General features: G+C 72.4%; 13 protein-coding genes and 1 riboswitch. Of the genes, 8 read left to right on the top strand and 5 right to left on the bottom strand.

Features of this window, described 5'->3' with window-relative positions; translation table 11 throughout:
* Positions 1-13: 13 nt before the first annotated feature.
* Together cobN and ABZU74_RS30160 are read right to left on the bottom strand one after the other, a co-directional pair.
* Positions 14-3682, bottom strand: coding sequence for a cobaltochelatase subunit CobN (gene cobN, locus ABZU74_RS30165; RefSeq protein WP_355430915.1), 3669 nt, complete (start codon positions 3680-3682; stop codon positions 14-16).
* A 333-nt stretch (positions 3683-4015) separates the two neighbouring features.
* A riboswitch (cobalamin riboswitch) is annotated at positions 4016-4145 on the bottom strand.
* A gap of 630 nt (positions 4146-4775) precedes the next feature.
* On the bottom strand, positions 4776-5735 hold the full coding sequence (locus ABZU74_RS30160) for a helix-turn-helix domain-containing protein (RefSeq protein WP_355430912.1): 960 nt from the start codon (positions 5733-5735) through the stop codon (positions 4776-4778).
* A 94-nt stretch (positions 5736-5829) separates the two neighbouring features.
* On the opposite strand from ABZU74_RS30160, the gene ABZU74_RS30155 reads away from it, so the two are divergent.
* Positions 5830-7095 carry an MFS transporter gene (locus ABZU74_RS30155; protein ID WP_355430910.1) on the top strand — a complete coding sequence of 422 codons (1266 nt, stop codon included), beginning with the start codon at positions 5830-5832 and terminating at the stop codon, positions 7093-7095.
* 26 nt (positions 7096-7121) lie between these two features.
* Here the strand turns inward: ABZU74_RS30155 and ABZU74_RS30150 are convergent, their stop codons facing one another.
* The gene (locus tag ABZU74_RS30150) at positions 7122-7457 is read right to left on the bottom strand and encodes a hypothetical protein (RefSeq protein WP_355430907.1); all 336 of its coding nucleotides are present in this window, start codon (positions 7455-7457) and stop codon (positions 7122-7124) included.
* Positions 7458-7583: 126 nt separating this feature from the next.
* On the opposite strand from ABZU74_RS30150, the gene ABZU74_RS30145 reads away from it, so the two are divergent.
* From ABZU74_RS30145 to ileS, 5 genes are all read left to right on the top strand, one after another.
* Positions 7584-8168, top strand: coding sequence for an RNA polymerase sigma factor (locus tag ABZU74_RS30145; RefSeq protein WP_355430904.1), 585 nt, complete (start codon positions 7584-7586; stop codon positions 8166-8168).
* Entirely contained in the window at positions 8161-8880 is a 720-nt protein-coding gene (locus tag ABZU74_RS30140) for a hypothetical protein (protein ID WP_355430901.1), read from the top strand. Before ABZU74_RS30145 ends, ABZU74_RS30140 begins: the two co-directional genes overlap by 8 nt.
* Positions 8881-9002: 122 nt before the next feature.
* Positions 9003-9524 (top strand): hypothetical protein, encoded by a 522-nt coding sequence (locus ABZU74_RS30135; protein WP_355430963.1) that lies wholly within the window; start codon positions 9003-9005, stop codon positions 9522-9524.
* Between the two features lie 31 nt (positions 9525-9555).
* Entirely contained in the window at positions 9556-10221 is a 666-nt protein-coding gene (locus ABZU74_RS30130; protein WP_355430898.1) for a hypothetical protein, read from the top strand.
* Between the two features lie 279 nt (positions 10222-10500).
* The gene (gene ileS, locus ABZU74_RS30125) at positions 10501-13647 is read left to right on the top strand and encodes an isoleucine--tRNA ligase (RefSeq protein WP_355430896.1); all 3147 of its coding nucleotides are present in this window, start codon (positions 10501-10503) and stop codon (positions 13645-13647) included.
* 19 nt (positions 13648-13666) lie between these two features.
* On the opposite strand, the gene ABZU74_RS30120 is transcribed toward ileS, so the two are convergent.
* Positions 13667-14563, bottom strand: coding sequence for an aldo/keto reductase (locus ABZU74_RS30120; protein ID WP_355430893.1), 897 nt, complete (start codon positions 14561-14563; stop codon positions 13667-13669).
* Between the two features lie 73 nt (positions 14564-14636).
* A complete protein-coding gene (locus ABZU74_RS30115) occupies positions 14637-15899 on the bottom strand; it encodes an MFS transporter (protein ID WP_355430890.1) in 1263 nt (420 codons plus the stop codon).
* Between the two features lie 159 nt (positions 15900-16058).
* On the opposite strand from ABZU74_RS30115, the gene ABZU74_RS30110 reads away from it, so the two are divergent.
* Positions 16059-17048, top strand: coding sequence for a LacI family DNA-binding transcriptional regulator (locus ABZU74_RS30110; RefSeq protein WP_355430887.1), 990 nt, complete (start codon positions 16059-16061; stop codon positions 17046-17048).
* A gap of 91 nt (positions 17049-17139) precedes the next feature.
* A complete protein-coding gene (locus ABZU74_RS30105) occupies positions 17140-17868 on the top strand; it encodes a phospholipase (RefSeq protein WP_355430885.1) in 729 nt (242 codons plus the stop codon).
* The last annotated feature ends 12 nt before the right edge of the window (positions 17869-17880 follow it).

The following is a 17880-nucleotide window of genomic DNA, read 5'->3' as shown; positions in this document are numbered from 1 at the left end:
TCACTCCTCGCGCTCACAACCGGTCCTCCAGGTCGCCCTCGCTGGCCAGGTACGTGTCGCGCAGCCGGTCGAGGGTGGCCGGCTCCGGCTTGGCCCACAGCCCCCGGTCGGCGGCCTCCAACAGCCGCTCGGTGATGCCGCGCAACGCCCACGGGTTGGACTGCTCCAGGAACTCCCGGGTGGTCTCGTCGAAGAGGTACGCGGCGGCCAGGTGCTCGTACATCCAGTCGTCGACCACGCCGGCTGTGGCGTCGTAGCCGAACAGGTAGTCCACTGTGGCCGCCAGCTCGAACGCGCCCTTGTAGCCGTGCCGGCGCATCGCGGCGATCCACTTCGGGTTGACCACCCGGGCCCGGAACACCCGCCGGGTCTCCTCGCCCAGCGTGCGGGTGCGCACGTCGTGCGGCATCGCCGAGTCACCCACGTACGCCGCCGGTGACGTGCCGGTGATGTGGCGCACCATCGCCACCATCCCACCGTGGTACTGGAAGTAGTCGTCGGAGTCGACGATGTCGTGCTCGCGGGTGTCCTGGTTCTTCACCGCCACCGCGATCCGGGCGAACGAGCGCTCCATGTCGGCGCGCGCCTCCCGCCCGTCCAGGCCCCGGCCGTACGCGTAACCGCCCCACACCGCGTACACCTCGGCCAGGTCGGCGTCGCTGCGCCAGGTCCGGGCGTCGATCAGGGGCAGCAGCCCCGCCCCGTACGCGCCCGGCTTGGAGCCGAAGATCCGCGCGGTGGCCCGCCGCTCGTCGCCGTGCTCGGCCAGGTCGGCGGCGACGTGCGCCCGCAGGTAGTTCTCCTCGTCCGGCTCGTCCAGGGCGGCGACCCGCCGGACGGCGTCGTCGAGCAGCGCCACGACGTGCGGGAACGCGTCGCGGAAGAAGCCGGAGATGCGCACTGTGACGTCGACGCGGGGCCGGCCCAGTTCGGCGGTCGGCACCACCTCGACGCCGGTGACCCGCCGGGACCTGTCGTCCCAGACCGGCCGGCAGCCCAGCAGCGCGAGCACCTCGGCGATGTCGTCGCCCTGGGTGCGCATCGCGCTGGTGCCCCACACGGTCAGCCCCACCGAGCGGGGGTACGCCCCGGTGTCGGCGAGGTGCCGGGCCAGCAGCGAGTCGGCGAGGGCCACCCCGACGTCCCAGGCGTTGCGGCTGGGGATGGCCTTCGGGTCGACGGAGTAGAAGTTGCGGCCGGTGGGCAGCACGTTGACCAGTCCGCGGGTGGGTGAGCCGGACGGTCCGGGCGGCACGAACCTCCCGTCGAGCGCCCCGAGGGTGTGGGTCAGTTCGTCGGTGGTCCGGTCCAGTCGGGGCACCAGCTCGGTGGCGGCGAAGTGCAGCACCGCGGCGACCTCCGGAATCGGCCGACCGGTCACCTCCGTCACCACGGCGTCGGCGGCGTCCACGGCCCAGCCGAGGGTCTCCATGCCGACGACCAGCCGGCGGGCGAGGGCCTCGATGAGGTCGATCGCGTCGGCGGCGGTGCCGGCCGGCCCGTCCACCACGTCGGTAAGTGCCGCAGGCAGCGCCAGTCGCTGTCCCGGCGCCGCGAGCAACTCCTGCTCGTCGAGGGAGTACGCGACGGCGAGGGCCTGTCGCAGGCCGGGCAGGGCGCGGGCGCCGCCCCAGATCTGCGGGGCGCGCAACACCGCCAGGACCAGGTTGACCCGGGGCTCGCCGGTGGGCGCGTCGGCGAGGATGTGCAGCCCGTCGCGGATCTGCACGTCCTTGACCTCGCAGAGGTACCCGTCGAGGTGCAGCACGAAGTCGTCGAAGTCGTCCGCGTCGGGCATGGCCTCGGCGTGCAGGTCGTGGTGCAGCTCGGCGGCGCGCACCAGCTCCCAGATCTGGGCCCGCACGGTGGGCACCTTGGCCGGGTCGAGGGCCTGCACGGTGGCGTACTCGTCGAGGAGTTGTTCCAGTTTGGCCAGGTCGCCGTAGGTTTCGGCGCGGGCCATCGGCGGGACCAGGTGGTCGACGACCACGGCGTGCGCCCGCCGTTTGGCCTGGGTGCCCTCGCCGGGGTCGTTGACGATGAACGGGTACACCAGTGGCAGGTCGCCGAGGACCGCGTCGGGCGCGCAGTCGGCGGCCAGGCCGAGTCCCTTGCCGGGCAGCCACTCCAGGGTGCCGTGTTTGCCCAGGTGCACCACGGCGTCCGCGCCGAAGCCGCCGTCCGCGACGGCGGCGGTCAACCAGCGGTACGCGGCCAGGTAGTGGTGACTCGGCGGCAGGTCCGGGTCGTGGTAGATGGCGATCGGGTTCTCCCCGAAGCCGCGGGGCGGCTGGATCAGCAGCACCACGTTGCCGAAGCGCAGCCCGGCGAGGACGATGTCGCCGCCCTCGGTGTACAGCTCGCCGGGCGGCTCACCCCAGTGCTCCCGCATCCGCTCGCGCAGCTCGACCGGGACCTGGTCGAACCAGCGCCGGTACGTCGACCCCGGTATCCGGGCCTCGGCGGCGGCCAACTGCTCCGGGGTGAGCCACTCCACGTCGTGGCCACCGGCGGCGATCAGCGCGTGGATCAGCGCGTCGCCGTCGTCGGGCGGCGGCGCGTCACCGAGGTCGTAGCCGGCCTCGACGAGCGCGGCGAACAGTCTGACCGCCGAGGCCGGGGTGTCCAACCCGACGGCGTTACCGACCCGGGAGTGCTTGGTGGGGTACGAGCTGAGCACCACGGCGACCCGCTTGTCGGCGTGCGGCACGTACCGCAGCCGGGCGTGGCGGACCGCGATCCCGGCGACGCGGGCGGCCCGTTCGGGGTCGGCGGCGTAGACCGAGAGTCCGTCGGCGTCGATCTGCTTGAACGAGAACGGCACTGTGACGATCCGGCCGTCGAACTCGGGGATGGCCACCTGCATGGCGGCGTCCAACGGGGACAGTCCGGCGTCGCTGTCGGCCCACTGCGCGCGGGTGCTGGTGAGGCAGAGCGCCTGGATGACCGGCACGTCCAGGGCGGCCAGGGCGCCGACGTCCCAGGCGTCCTCGTCGCCGCCACCGGAGGCGTCCGCGGCGACCGCGCCGCCGGCCGCGAGCACCGTGACCAGCAGCGCGTCACAGCGGGCGAAGAGTCCGAGTGGGCCGGCGCCCGCGGTCAGCCCGCGCAGCGAGCCGCAGAAGATCGGCAGCGGGTTGCCGCCGGCCGTTCGCACCGCCTCGGCCAGCACGTCGACGAATCCGGTGTTGCCGGCGAGGGCGTGCGCCCGGTAGAAGACGATTCCCACCGTGGGCCGGTCCGGGTCGGCGGGGTGTTCGCCGTGCACCCCGTACGCCGGGGTGGGGGCGGGCGGGGCGAAGCCCTCGCCGGTGAGCAGCACCGTGTCGGACAGGAACCGGGCCAACTGCCCCAGGTTGTCCGGCCCGCCCTCCACCAGGTAGGCCAGCGCCTGGGTGACGACCCCGGACGGCACCGTGGAGATGGCCATCAGCTCCGCGTCGGGTAGCGCCTCACCGCCGAGCACGACCGTCGGCACTCCGGTGGCGAGCACCGCGGCGAGGCCGTCCGGCCACGCCTGCCGACCGCCGAGCAGGCGTACGACGACGAGGGCGACCCCGTCGAGCAGGGCGGGCACCTCCTCGACGGTGACCCGCGCGGGGTTCGCCAACCGGTAGTCGGCGTTGCTGGCGCGGGCGGCCAGCAGGTCGGTGTCGGCGGTGGACAGCAGCAGGATGCGCACGGTTGGCTCCGGAAAGTGACGCCCTGGGCCCCGAGGGGGCGACCGGGACGATGCGGACGGGTACGGCGTCAGCCGGTACGACGGCCCGGGCGAACGACGCGCCGACGCGGGCGTCGGGGCCGGTCAGCGGCGGGCGCTCGGCTCAGCGGTACCGGAAGCCGGCGGCCTGGCGCACGCCGCGACGGCCGGCCCTTGGCGTGCGGGCGCGCCCGGTTCCGGGCGCGCTGCGGCGCCCTGTGCACAGGTTATGACGATGCTCGTCGATGAATGAGACGCCGTGCGTCATCGGGTCCTCCTCGGGTGTCCACGCCCTGGGGTACGTCCCGACGGCCGAAGTATCCTGGCTTCCGGATCGACGCTCTCCCCCGGCCTTCCAACCGCAGACACACGGCCGTGACTCACGAGGGGGGATCGCTCCCCGGTGACAGTGGCGGGACCGCGTCGGATTCGCACCGACTTCCTTCACTGCCGTCAGGCCGCGAATGCTGCCACACCGCCGCGCCGCCGGTCAACGCCGGTCAGGCCCTACCAGGCGGGTGGAACTCATCGAGATTCGGCGATTGGCGCGAGCGTGAATCCGCACGCCGCAATGCCCCAGATCAATGCCCGACGTCCTTTGCTCTGCTTACCTATGCGCACCGGACACGGAGCGTCACTGGTGCCTATAGGTAAGCAGAGCAAAGGACGGCCGAACGAACTCTGACCTGCGCCGATCATCCGGCAGCGCGATGCCGGCCGACACCCTCACCGAGGGTCGGCGATCGCCACACCAGTGTCCGTGATCAATCTCGGAGGTCGATCTCCTTGGTCGCCCCGCAGTTCCACCACCTCGCCGGTCGGGTCTGGCTCTGTCCGGGCGATCCGGACCCGGAGGCGGTCCACGCCGGCGTCGCCGTCGTCGTCGACGAACGCGGCAGTGTGATGATCGACGCCGGGCAGAGCCCCGCGCCCGCCGGCGACACCCAGGCCGCGCTGGCCGCCGCTGGCACATCTGCGCCGGCCGGAGGACGGCCTCGACCTCGACCTGACCCCGGCGGCACCGCCCCGCCGGGCACACGGAGGCGGGCACCTCGCGCCGACACGCCGTGCCCCGTCAGAACGATGAGGCCCCGGCCACGAGCGTTCGGGCGGTCTCCGTCCACCAGTAGAGGACCTCCCGGCCCGACCGGCGCTTCTGAAGCAGACCGGCCTCGGTCAGCACGCGCAGATGACCACCGACCGTGCCGAGCGGCAGCCCGGTCGCGGCGACCACTGCCGTGGTGCTGACCGGCTCAGCCGCCTGCACCAGAATCGTGCTCCGCGAGTTTCCCAGCAGGCGGCGCAGAGAATCCGGTGTGGTGAGAGCCTCCTCGGCGAAGATTCCCGTCACTGGATAGACGATTCCGAAGCGGTCGGGCAATCTCCAGGAGATCCAGCCTCCCCGGCAGTGGGCCGCGAAGAACGTCAGCGTCCCGCCGCGCACGTCGGACGGTGGGTAAGGCCGCTCCTCGACCTGCAGCCGGCCGTTGCCCAGCCAGCGCGTGCCGGGCCGCATGTCGTTGATGACCCCGGACCATCCGTCCCTGCCCAGGCGGGAGATCCGGGACACCACGTCGGCACGCAGCACCGACTGCCGGCGCGGCCAGTCCGCCTCGACGGTGTGGCGCCAGACCCAGCGCAGAAGAGCGGCTGTCCGGCTCGCCAACCCGGACCCGCGCAATTCCGGGGCCAACGGGGAACGTACGTGGGCCAGATCGGCGCGGATCCGGTCGTCCGACAGCGACTCCAGCTCCACGAGCTCGTCGTCCAGCGTCATGTCCGGACGGGCGGGCGGCACCGTCAGGAAGTCGGCCATCCAGGAGGACGATATCGCGTGCGCCAGAAGGGCCCTGGTCACCGGATCATCGTCGAGATGGCCCTGGAAGGCGTCGACATGCTGGTCCCGCCAGACCCGATGCCACGGCAGCGGCTGACCTCGGCGCAGGATATTCAGCGCCCCCAACGTCTCGGTGAGCTGCGAGGTGCCGAAACGCGCCTGCGCCATCACTTCGGCGTCGACCAGGAACACCGCCACGTTTCGCCTCCGGTCGAAACTCTAGGGAGGCGCCGCGGGATGTCCCAAGCTCCCGGCCATGCACAGCGACACCCTCCCAGGCCACCCGACGACCGTGAGCACGCGGAACTTCAACGCTCTGTGGGGCGGTGCCGCCGTCACCAACCTGGCTGACGGCGTCGTCAAGCTGACACTGCCGCTAATGGCCGTCTCGCTGACGGACTCCGTTGCGCTGGTCGCCGCCGCCACCCTGGCCAACACCCTGCCCTGGTTGCTCTTCTCACTGCCCGCCGGCGCCCTCGCCGACCGGGTGGATCGCCGGCACCTGATCATGACGATGGCCGCCGCGCGCGCCCTGGTCCTGGCCGTGCTCATGGGTGCCCTCGTCCTGGGCAGCCTTCCGCTGGCCGGCCTGTACGCGGGGGCGCTGCTTCTCGGCACCGCCGAGGTATTCGCCGACACCACCCGGATGGCGGTCGTGCCGATGGTCGTACCCCGCAACCGCATGGAATCCGCGTTCGCGAAGTTGACCGCGACCGAGACCGCGGCCAACGAGTTCATCGGGCCCCCGCTGGGTGGACTGCTGGCCGCCGCCGGACTGGCCGTGGCGCTCGGCGCGGGCGGCGTCGGCTACGCGGGCGCACTGCTCGCTCTGGCGGTCATGACCGGCCCTTACCGCAGCGACTGTCACCCCGGACCGGCGACGAACGCCCGGGGCCTCCTCAGCGACATCCGGGAGGGCATCCGGTACGTATGGCAGGCGAAGATTCTGCGGACCCTGCTGCTGGTGGCCGGCGCGGCGAGCGGATGCTGGGCGGCCTGGATGGCGGTCATCGTCGTCTACGCGGTCGCACCCGGACCGATGGACCTGAGCCGCGCGGAATACGGCCTGCTGATCGGAGCCCTGGGAGTGGGCGGCGTCGTGGGAGCCTCCGCCGCGCCCGCGCTCACCCGCCGGCTGGGACGGCGGGTCGTCCTCGCCGGGTCGATGGCCAGCTTCGCCGTGCTGCTGGCAGCACCAGCGATCACCTCGTCCCCCCGGCTGGTAGCCGTGACGACAGTCCTGGGCGGCGCCGGCTCCGGGGCGTGGAACGTCACCTACAGCTCGCTTCGCGCACTCGTCGTGCCCGACGAGATGATGGGGCGATACAGCGGGGTCAGCCGCCTGACCAGTTGGGGATCGATGCCGCTCGGGGCTCTGGTCGCCGGCCTCACCGCGGAACTGGTCAGCGTCAGAGCGGTCTTCGGGAGCGGAGCAGCTCTCTGCGCCCTCGCGCTCGCCGTGACGTTACGAACGGTGACATCGCCTGAATTCCGACGGGTGGAGGCCCGCGCGACCGCCCTCCACGAACCCGCGCCGGCCCACCCGCACCGATCCTGACTCTGGAAAATCCGCACAGCTGGAGTTCAGCGGGTGTGGCGTTCCGGGTGGGCCCGGCTCCAGGTCCGCATCCGCTCCGGGTAGCCGGTGCGCGCCGCCTCGTAGAGCGGCACCGCGTGCTTGCGGGCGATGGTCCCGGCCGCCCGGGGCGTTCCGGTACGCCGACGGATCCACTCGCCGTCGTGGGCGATCGCCACCACGGTGGTGTCCGTCGCGGTCGTCTCCGGCTCCAGGTAGAACTCCACCCCGCGCCGGGTGGCGACGAACTCCTCCAGCGCCGCGAGGTCGTCGCGGGTCGCCTCCCGGTCCAGCTTCGTCGGGGTCGCCTCGGCGCCCCGTGACCGACGATTGAACCAGCTCATGCCCCGCCCCTCTCCTCGACGCCCCTCCAGTGCAGCACCGATTCCTGGCAATACCCTGCACGCCGGATGGGAGACAGCTGACCTGCGTCGGAAACCGGGTGGAACCCGCGGCGGGTGGGCGGTGTCATGAGAGTGATCCGAACGGAGGTCTCTCCCCTGGACGACGAGGCGCTCGTCACCCGCGCTCGGGCAGGTGACCTGGAGGCGTACAACCTCCTGGTCGCCCGGCACACCGCGTCCGCGTACCGGACGGCGGTGCTGCTCGGCGCGGGCTCGGACTCGGAGGACGTCATTCAGGAGGCGTTCGTCAAGGCGTACCGGAAGTTGTCCCGTTTTCGCGGCGACGCGTCCTTTCGGTCGTGGCTGCTCACGATCGTCGCCAACGAAGCGCGCAACCTGCACCGCTCCCGGGGTCGCCGGGACGGGCTCGTCCTGCGGGCGGCGGCAGCGGACCCGGCGTCCGAGATGGTCGAGGACGACGCGGTCGGCGCGGTCCTCGCCGGCGAGCGCCGGGCGTCGCTGGTGCAGGCGCTGCGGCAACTGCCGGTGCGCGACCGCGAGGTGATCGTCTGCCGGTACTTCCTCGATCTCAGCGAGGAGGAGACGGTGGCGGCTCTGGGCTGGCCCCGGGGCACTGTGAAGTCGCGTACGTCCCGGGCGTTGGCGAAACTTCGCAGCCTGCTCGACCGTGAGGAGGTCCGGCATGGGTGACCTCGAACGGGAACTGCGTGACCTGTCCGCCTGGCTGGACACCCCCGATCCGCCCGACGTGACAGCCCGCGTCCGCGTACGACTCAGCACGCCCGCGCCCCGGCGGCGCCGGTGGCGGTCGCTCGCCGCGGTGGCGCTCGTCGCCCTGCTGGTGGCGGTGTTGCCGCCGACGCGGGCCGCGATCGCCGACGTCGTCACGGGGCTGCTGCGCTTCGCCGGGGTGAGCATCGCCACCTCACCCACCCCGACGCCGCCCGGCGGCACCGCGTCGCCGTTGCCCGGGCAGCGGGCCGTCGCAGTGGACGAGGCCCAACGGGCGGTGCGGTTTCCGATCCGCCTGCCGGCGAAGCTGGGCCAGCCCGAGCAGGTGCTGGTCGCCGACCCGGACGTCACGGGCCGGTACCGGGTGGCGACGCTGCTCTACGACGGGGGCGCGTTGCGTGTCGACGCCTTCGACGGTCGCCTCAACCTGGCCTTCCACAAGGAGGTCATCCCGCCGGGCGCGAGCTGGGTCCAGGTCAACGGCGACTTCGCCGTCTGGGTCGACGGCCCACACGTGCTGTCCTACGTGGATCGGGCGGGCGGAATCCGCAGGGAGACCGCTCGGCTGGCCGCCTCGACCCTGATCTGGCAGGACGACGACGTGAGCTACCGGCTGGAGGGCACCCTCACCAAGGCCGAGGCGATCGAGATCGCCCGCTCGCTGGACTAGGGAACCGGGCGGGATCGGGCGGTGTCTTGAAGACACGACGATTCGCCGCCGCTCGGTCTGTTCCAGCCCGAGGTGGCGGCCGGTGTACCGGAGGAGTGCGGATGGGTTCACGGGGCAGGTTGATGCTGGTGTCATCGGTAGTCCTGTTGGCGGGGTGCACGACCGCGACCAGCGGCGGGGCGGCCGCACCGGCTGCTACCACAGGCACGACGGCCACCACCGCCGCCACCACGGCCAGCGCCGCGAGCGCCGCGACGGGCTGCGGTTCGCGGGTCGAGACGGGATCCCTGCCCGACTGGGCGGACGCCGGGTTCAGCGGGGACGCGCGGATTCCGCACGTCTTCGGCGCGAAGGGTGACATCGTGGCGGTGCTGTTCGCCCATCCCCTGCGCCAGGTCCGCAAGGACGGGTCGAACAACAAGATCCTCTGGGTGGCCCGCGCCGCGACGACCTCACCCGACCCGACGGCACCGGCAACCCTGGTGATCACCGCGAGGCTGGACGGCAGCGACACCCTGGTGACCCGGGAGGTCGCCGGCGGCCCCGGTCCGTCGATCATCGACCTGCCCCAGGCCGGTTGCTGGCGCCTCGACCTGCGCTGGTCCGGGCACACCGACACGATGGACCTGGTCTACGCCCCCTGAGCCAGCGCCCCGGCTGTCTAGGCTGCCTGGCGTGCTGGAGAACGAGCGGGTGGCGGCGGTTCGCAACAACGCCGAATGGTGCGACATCGTGTGCGGCAGCCAAGGGCTGGCCGGCCGTACCGACGCCGCCGCCTGGTCGGTCCCCCACCGATCGCCACAGTGGTACCCGGACGCGGTCACCCTGCGGCCGGGCGTCGACGCCGAGGCCCTGCTGGCCCGGATCGACTCGGGGCCCGGCGCGACGGTGAAGGACAGCTTCGCCGACCTCGACCTGTCCGGGTACGGGTTCCGGGTGCTCTTCGACGCACAGTGGATCCACCGGCCAGCGTCGGCCCCGCCGCCCGTCCCGCCGCTCACCCCGGTCAGCACACCCGACGAGCTGGCGGCCTGGGCGGCGGCCCACGGCGGTGGGGAGCTGTTCCGCCCCGTGCTCCTGGCCGACCCCCGGGTACGGGTGCTCGCCCGCCACGACGACCGGGGTGTGATCACCGGTGGAGCGGTGCTCAGCGGCGGTGGCCCGCACGGCGTCTCCAACCTCTTCACCCGCACCGACAACTCCCGGGACATCTGGCGCGCGGTGTGTGCCACCCTGCCCGACGCGCCGCTGGTCGGCTACGAAACCACCCCGGACCTGACGCCGGCGCTCTCCGCCGGCTTCACCGCCACCGGCCCTCTCCGCGTCTGGCTGCACGCCTAGTATTCCGGCCACTGGCTCTGCGCACGGACAGCTATGCTGGGCGGCATCGGCACCGATCCGGCCATCACCGGGGAGCCTCCGGAAGAACGGGCAGCGCCGCCGCCCCAGTAGAACCGGACGTTGCGGCACGTCACGTCGCGAAATCGAGCGGCGCCTGCACCGTCGAGGCGCAAGCGGGGTGGTACCGCGGAGTCCTGGCCCTACGCCCGGCGCTTCGTCCCCGCGTGGGCAGTGAGCTGATGCCCGTGCGAGCGGATGTGAAGTGTAGGGAGAGCGTCGGTGCCGGACGGTCCATCGAAGTCGCCATTCGTGCCACTGCCCACCAAGATCGACCTTGGCGGGATGGACCGTGCGGTCATCGAGTGGTGGCAGGCCAACAACGTGTTCAACCGGAGTCTGGAACAGACGGCCGACGGCACGCCGTGGGTGTTCTACGAGGGGCCGCCGACCGCCAACGGCACGCCGGGCACCCACCACATCGAGGCGCGGGTCTTCAAGGACCTCTTTCCCCGGTACCGGACGATGCGGGGCTTCTCGGTGCCACGCCGCGCCGGCTGGGACTGTCACGGCCTGCCGGTCGAACTCGCGGTCGAGAAGGAACTGGGGCTCGGCGGCAAGCCCGACATCGAGAGAATGGGCATCGCGGAGTTCAACGCCCGCTGCCGCACCTCGGTGCTTCGGCACGTCGACGAGTTCGTCCAGCTCAGCGAGCGGATGGGTTACTGGATCGACCTGGAGCACCCGTACCAGACGATGTCCCCGGAGTACGTGGACAGCGTCTGGTGGTCACTGAAGCAGATCCACGACGGCGGGCGCCTGGTGGAGGACTTCCGGGTCGCGCCGTACTGCACCCGCGACGGCACGACCCTGTCCGACCACGAGGTGGCGCAGGGGTACGAGACAGTCACCGACCCCTCCGTGTACGTGCGGTTCCCGTTGCGCGGTGAGGTGGCCGGACACAGCGGTGTCGACCTGCTGATCTGGACCACCACCCCGTGGACCCTGGTGTCCAACACCGCCGTCGCCGTACATCCCGGCGTGACGTACGCGGTGGCCCGCACCGAGCGGGGCACGTTCGTCGTCGCCGAACCGCTGACCCAGCGGGTCCTCGGCGACGAGGCGGAAATCCTGGCGACCGTACCGGGGTCGGCCCTGGAGGGGTTGCGGTACGAGCGCCCGTTCGACCTGGTGGACATCCCGGACGCGCACCGGGTGGTCCTCGCGGAATACGTCACGACCGAGGACGGCACCGGCCTGGTGCACCAGGCGCCGGCGTTCGGCGCGGACGACCTCGCGGTCTGCCGCGCGTACGGGTTGCCGCTGGTCAACCCGGTCGCCCCGAACGGGCGGTTCGACGACGGCATCGACCTGGTCGGTGGGGTGTTCTTCAAGGACGCCGACGCGTTGCTCATCGACAGTCTCCGGACGACTGGTCGGTTGTTCCGGCATGAGCCGTTCGAGCACCCGTACCCGCACTGCTGGCGGTGCCACACCCCGCTGATGTACTACGCGCAGCCATCCTGGTACATCCGGACCACCGAGATACGCGACGAGCTGACGCGGGAGAACGAGAACACCAACTGGTTCCCGGAGCACATCAAACACGGCCGGTACGGCGACTGGCTGAAGAACAACATCGACTGGGCGGTGTCCCGCTCCCGGTACTGGGGCACTCCGCTGCCGCTGTGGCGGTGCCTGGACAACCATGTGACCGCTGTCGGTTCCCGTACCGAGCTCGGGAAGCTGGCCGGCGCCGACCTGTCCGAGCTGGACCCGCACCGCCCGTACGTCGACCAGATCACCTTCGACTGCCCGGACTGCGGCCGCACCGCCACCCGCGTCCCCGAGGTGATCGACGCCTGGTACGACTCCGGAGCGATGCCGTTCGCGTCGTTGGGCTACCCCCACGTGCCGGGGAGCAGGGAAATCTTCGAGCGCACCTACCCGGCCCAGTACATCTGCGAGGCGATCGATCAGACGCGGGGGTGGTTCTACACGCTGATGGCGGTGGGCACGCTGGTCTTCGACAGGTCCCCGTACGAGAACGTCGTCTGCCTCGGGCACATCCTGGCCGAGGACGGCCGCAAGATGAGCAAACACCTGGGCAACATCCTGCTGCCGATCCCGTTGATGGACACGCACGGCGCCGACGCGGTGCGCTGGTTCATGGCCTGCTCCGGTTCACCGTGGTCGCCGCGCCGGATCGGGCCCGGGCCCCTGGACGAGATCGTCCGCAAGGTGTTGATGACCTACTGGAACACCGCGGCGTTCTTCTCCCTCTACGCGGCGAACTCGACCTGGGCGCCGCACCTGGCGCAACCGGTCGCCCAGCGACCGGTGTTAGACCGGTGGATCGTCGGCGAGGTCCACGCCCTCGCGGCCGCCGTGGACGAACGACTGCAGAACTACGACACGGCGCGCGCCGGCCGACCGCTCGCCGACTTCATCGACGACCTGTCGAACTGGTACGTGCGGCGGTCTCGGCAGCGTTTCTGGGAGGGCGACCCCGACGCGCTCACCACCCTGTACGAGTGCCTCGACATCCTCACCCGGCTCCTCGCGCCGTTCATTCCCTTCGTCACGGAGGAGGTGTGGCAGCAGGTCGTCCGGCGGGGGGCCGTGGCGGCCCCGGAGTCGGTGCACCTGGCGACCTGGCCCACCCCCGACACCACGCTGATCAACACGGAGTTGTCGGCCCAGGTGGCCACGGCGCGGGCGTTGGCGGAGGCGGGCCGGTCCGCGCGTAAGGCGAGCAGTCTGCGGATCCGTCAGCCGTTGAGCCGGGCGCTGGTGGGGCTGCCGGCCGGCACCGTCCTCCCGCAGGCGTTGCTGGACGACATCGGCGACGAGTTGAACGTGAAGGTCCTGGAGCCGCTCGATCCCCACAGCGGGATCATCGACGTGCGGGTCAAGGCGAACTTCCGGACCCTGGGCCGCCGGTTCGGCAACCGCACCCAGCACGTCGCGAAGGCCATCGCCGGGGTGGCCCCCCGGGACCTGGTCGACGGCGTCCGGACGAACGGGACGTACCCGCTGTCGGTCGACGGCGCGCAGGTCGAGGTGGGCCTGGACGACCTGCTGATCACGGAGGTGCCGCGCACCGGTTGGGTGGTGGAGTCCCAGCGCGGCGCGACGATCGCGCTGGACACCGAGATCACCCCCGAACTGGCGGCCGAGGGGGTCGCACGCGATGTGGTTCGCATCGTCCAGCAGGCCCGCCGCGACGCCGACTTCGAGGTGTCCGACCGGATCACGGTGTCGATCGCCGCGCCCGCCGAGGTGGCGGCAGCGATCTCCACGCATCAGAAGCTCATCGCGCACGAGACCCTCGCGCTCAGGCTGACCGTGGTGGACGCGTTGTCGGAGGGTTTTCCCGGCACCGTGGGCAACGGCTACCAGATCGTCGTCCACGTCGTGCGAGCCTGAGCGGTGGCCGGGTGGCCGGTCAACGGAGCTGGGTCAGGTCCTCCGGGGTCAGGCGCAGGGCACCGGCCGCCACGTTCTGCGCCAGGTGGTCCGGGTCCGCGGTGCCGGGGATGGCGAGCACGTGGGGGCCCTGGTGCAGGGTCCAGGCGAGGCGTACCTGCTGCGGGGTGACGCCGTGCGCGCGGGCGACCGCCTCGACGGCCTCGCCCTGCGCGGCGCTCGCGCCCGCCTCCCGCCCGGTCCCGGCCAGCGCGAAGAACGGTACGTAGGCGATGCCCCGCTCGCCGCAGAGCCGCACGAACGTGTCCTGCTCCCGGTAGGCGTCCACCCCGTAGTTGTTCTGCACGCACACCACCGGCGCGATGCCCGCGACCTCGTCCAGCTGCTCCGGCCGGACGTTGGAGAGCCCGAGGTGCCGGATCAGCCCGGCGGCCCGCAACTCGGCGAGCGCGCCGAACCGGTCGGCGACCGGCACCGGACCCGGCCCCCGGCCGAGGCGCAGGTTCACCACATCGAGCTGGTCGCGGCCGAGCCGGCGAAGATTTTCCTCCACCTGGGCCCGCAACTGCGCCGGGGTGAACGCCTCGGTGAAGCCCGCCTCCGGGTCGTACCCGAAACCGACCTTGGTGGCGATCACCAGGTCCTCCGGGTACGGGGCGAGCGCCGTGCGGATCAGCTCGGTGGCGTAGCGGGCGGGGCCGGTGCCGACGCGCAGGGTGCCGCCGGGCGAGACGTAGAACGCGGCCGTGTCGATGTGGTTGACGCCCAGCTCCACGGCGCGGCGCAGCAGGGCCACGGCCCGGTCAGGGTCGGGGTTCGCGGTGATCCGCATGGAGCCGAAGCCCATCCGGTGCACTGTGCGGTCGCCCAGGGTCCAGGTGCCCGCCGCGGCGGCGGTGATCTCGTCGGTTGGCATCGGGCGACAGTAACCAGCACGGGTGCGCGGCGCAGTCGGCCACGCACCCGATACCGCCCCGCGGCGAGATGGGTTAGTTTTTACCTACCGACGGAGCGGTTTCGGCAGGGTGCGGCGGGCGCAGCACCGGCACCAGCAGCAGGGTCGGCAGCAGCAGCAACGGCACCGCCAGCAACGCGCGCAGGGTGCCGACCTCGTCACCGATCAGCCCCAGCAACGGCGGGCCACCGAGGAACGCGGTGTAGCCGATCACCGCGACCACGCTCACCCGCACCGCCGCGTGCGCCTCGTCGTCGGCCGCCGCGCTCATCCCGACCGGGAAGCCCAGCGACGCACCGAGACCCCACAGCGCGACGCCGATGATGGCCACCGGCCCGGAGCCCGCCAGCACGGCCAGGCCGGCGCCGACCACGGCGAGGCCGATGGTGCCGCTGAGCACCGGCACCCGACCCCACCGGTCCAGCGCGATGGTGCCGGCGGTGCGCCCGACGGTCATGCCCACCACGAAGACGGCGAAGACCGCCGCGCCGGCGGCCTCGCTGAGGTCCCGTCCGTCGATGAACGCAACGGCCAGCCAGTCGTTGGCGGCACCCTCGGTGAACGCCGCCACCAGCACGAACAGCCCGATCAGCAGGGTTCGCGGCTCCCGCCAGGCGGCGAGTTGCGCCCGGCGGCGGGCGGCCGGGGTGGCGTCCGCCGGGTCGCCGGTGTGATCGCTGCCCACCGGCAGGAACGTCCGGGCGGCAAGCGCGGTGCCGGTCAACACGACAACCGCCACCGCGGCGAGATGCGCGCCGACCGACACGTCGAACCGGGCCGCCCCGGCGCCGAGCGCCGCCCCGGCCACCGAACCGAGGCTCCACCCGGCGTGGAAGCGGGGCATGATCGTGCGGCCCAGCCGCCGTTCCACCGCCGCGCCCTCGACGTTCATCGCCACGTCGCAGGCGCCGGAGCCGTAGCCGAGGGCGACAAGGCCCAGCGCGACGATGGCGAACGACCCGGTCATCGTGGCGCCCACCCCCGCCACGGTCAGGCCGACCGCGACCAGCACGGTGGCCATCGTGACGGTGCGGGCCGCGCCGAATCGCTGGGCGAGCAGGCCGGAGGTGGGCATGGCGAGCAGCGCGCCGACGCTCATCGCCAGCAGCAGCAGGCCGAGTCGGCCGGCGGAGAGGTCCAACGCCTCACGGACCGCCGGGACGCGGGAGAACCAACTGCCGACGGCCAGCCCGTTGAGGGTGAAGGTGACAGCGACGCCGTTGCGGGCGAGCCGCACCGTCCGCAGGTTCGGCGACGCGGTGTCCGGGGCCAGGGGTCGACTGGTAGGGGCGCTCACGAGGGTGGTCCTCTTTCTCGGGGTGATCTCCTGGCACGATCGCACACCTGAGAGCGCTACCACCACAACCCGGGACCGCCCCTTACCGCTGCTGGTCCGGCCGGGGCATGATGTGCGCAGGCGTTGGCCCGACCGGACGGGCCGCCGCAGGAGGCGACGATGACGACAGCGGCACACCGACCGGCCACCCTCGAGGACGTGGCCCGGGTCGCCGGGGTGTCCCGGTCCACGGCGTCACGGGTGATCGCCGGCACCGGGTTCGCCTCGCCGGCCGCCCGGAAACAGGTCACGGCAGCCGTCGACCAGCTCGGCTACGTGCCCAACCCGGCCGCCCGGGCGCTCGTCCGCGGCGGCGGCGTACGCCTCGTCGTGGCTGTTCAGGGGACCAGCGCCGAGGTGCTGGACGACCCGTACGTGCACCAGGTGGTCGGCTCCGCCGCCCGGGTGTGCACGCCCGCCGGTGTCGGGGTGGCGCTGTACTGGCTGCCGTTCGGCGACCCGCGCAGCCTCGATCAACTCGACGGGGATCGCAGCGTGTGCGGGGTGATCCTGGTCAACACCACCGAGGAACTGCTGGCGGCGGTGCCCCGGTCGCTACGCGGTCGGGTGGTCTCGATCGGCGTCGGCTCGGCGTGGGTGCCGTCGTTCGACGTGGACAACGTCGCCGGCTCCGAGGCGGTGCTGCGCCACTTGTACGCCTCGGGTCGCCGCCGGATCGCCATGGTGACCGGCCCCCGGTGGCTGCCCTGCGCGCAACGCCCGGTGCAGACGTACCGCCGGCTCATGGCCGAGGCCGGCCTACCGGAGCGGATCCTGCCCGGGGACTTCCGGGCGGCGCGCGGCCGGACGGCGGCCGGCGAGGCGCTGCACCGCTGGCCGGACATCGACGCGATCTACGCGATCAGCGACGACACCGCGCTCGGGGTGATCGCGGGCCTGCGCGACGCCGGTGCGCGGGTGCCCGGCGACGTCGCGGTGGCCGGCTTCGACGACATCCCGTTGGCCGGGTTGACCGCCCCTGCGCTGACCACGGCGAGTCATCCGGTGGGGCGCATCGCCGTCGCCGCGACCACCGCCCTGCTGGACAGTCGCCCGGCGGATCCGGTGACCCTCTTCCCGTCCGCCCTGGTGGCCCGGGCCAGCGCCTGAGTCGACGCCCAGCCCCGCACGCCGACGGTTAACCCCGCACCGGCCGGGTAACCGCGTCGGACCTTTCGTCCACCGCGAGGAGCGCCGACCCGTGTCCGACTCCGCGCCGACGCACTGGGACCCGCCGCCGAGCCCCCGAGACGGCCGGTTGACCGCCCGCCGCCACTCGCCGGTGGCGCCGGGCCGCACCGGGCTGGTGCCGATCACCGGCCCCGACGGGGACCGGCTGGCCCTGGGGTACGCCCCGGAGCCGGCGACCGACGGTTCGGCGTACCGGTTGGTGCTGCTCCTGCACGGTGCGGGCGGTTCGGCGCGACAGGGGCTGGACCTGCTGTTGCCGGTCGCGGACGCGCAGCACCTGCTGCTGGTCGCCCCGGACTCGTCGGCGGCCAGTTGGGACCTGATCGCCGGCGGCTTCGGGGCGGACGTGGGGCGCATCGACTGCCTGTTGACGACCGTCTTCGACACCTACCCGGTGTCCGACGTGACGGTCGGCGGCTTCTCCGACGGCGCGTCGTACGCGTTGTCGCTCGGCCTGGCGAACGGGGACCTGGTCGACGCGGTGCTGGCCTTCTCCCCCGGTTTCGCCGCGCCACCGGTCACCCACGGCCGGCCACGGATCTTCATCTCGCACGGCGTCGACGACCGGGTGCTGCCCGTCGACGTGTGCAGCCGCCGCCTCGTCCCCCGCCTGCACGACCTCGGCTACGACGTGGCCTACCAGGAGTTCCCCGGCGGCCACGAGATCCCCGCCCCGATCCGCGACTCCGCCATCGCCTGGCTCACCGCCCAACCCCCACGGGCAGCGGCCCAGCCATGAGCGGTGCCGGCG

It is taken from the genome of Micromonospora sp. NPDC005171, assembly GCF_040608575.1.
In the GTDB taxonomy this organism is placed as follows: Bacteria; Actinomycetota; Actinomycetes; order Mycobacteriales; family Micromonosporaceae; genus Micromonospora.
Note: the sequence above shows the minus strand (reverse complement) of the source record. Positions and strands in the feature narration are given on the sequence as shown.

Bases quoted from the DNA above. Each gene is read 5' to 3' on its own strand.
- ABZU74_RS30150 (WP_355430907.1), bottom strand. From the start codon at position 7,457: ATGAGCTGGTTCAATCGTCGGTCACGGGGCGCCGAGGCGACCCCGACG.
- ABZU74_RS30145 (WP_355430904.1), top strand. From the start codon at position 7,584: ATGAGAGTGATCCGAACGGAGGTCTCTCCCCTGGACGACGAGGCGCTC.
- ABZU74_RS30140 (WP_355430901.1), top strand. From the start codon at position 8,161: ATGGGTGACCTCGAACGGGAACTGCGTGACCTGTCCGCCTGGCTGGAC.
- ABZU74_RS30135 (WP_355430963.1), top strand. From the start codon at position 9,003: ATGCTGGTGTCATCGGTAGTCCTGTTGGCGGGGTGCACGACCGCGACC.
- ABZU74_RS30120 (WP_355430893.1), bottom strand. From the start codon at position 14,563: ATGCCAACCGACGAGATCACCGCCGCCGCGGCGGGCACCTGGACCCTG.
- ABZU74_RS30110 (WP_355430887.1), top strand. From the start codon at position 16,059: ATGACGACAGCGGCACACCGACCGGCCACCCTCGAGGACGTGGCCCGG.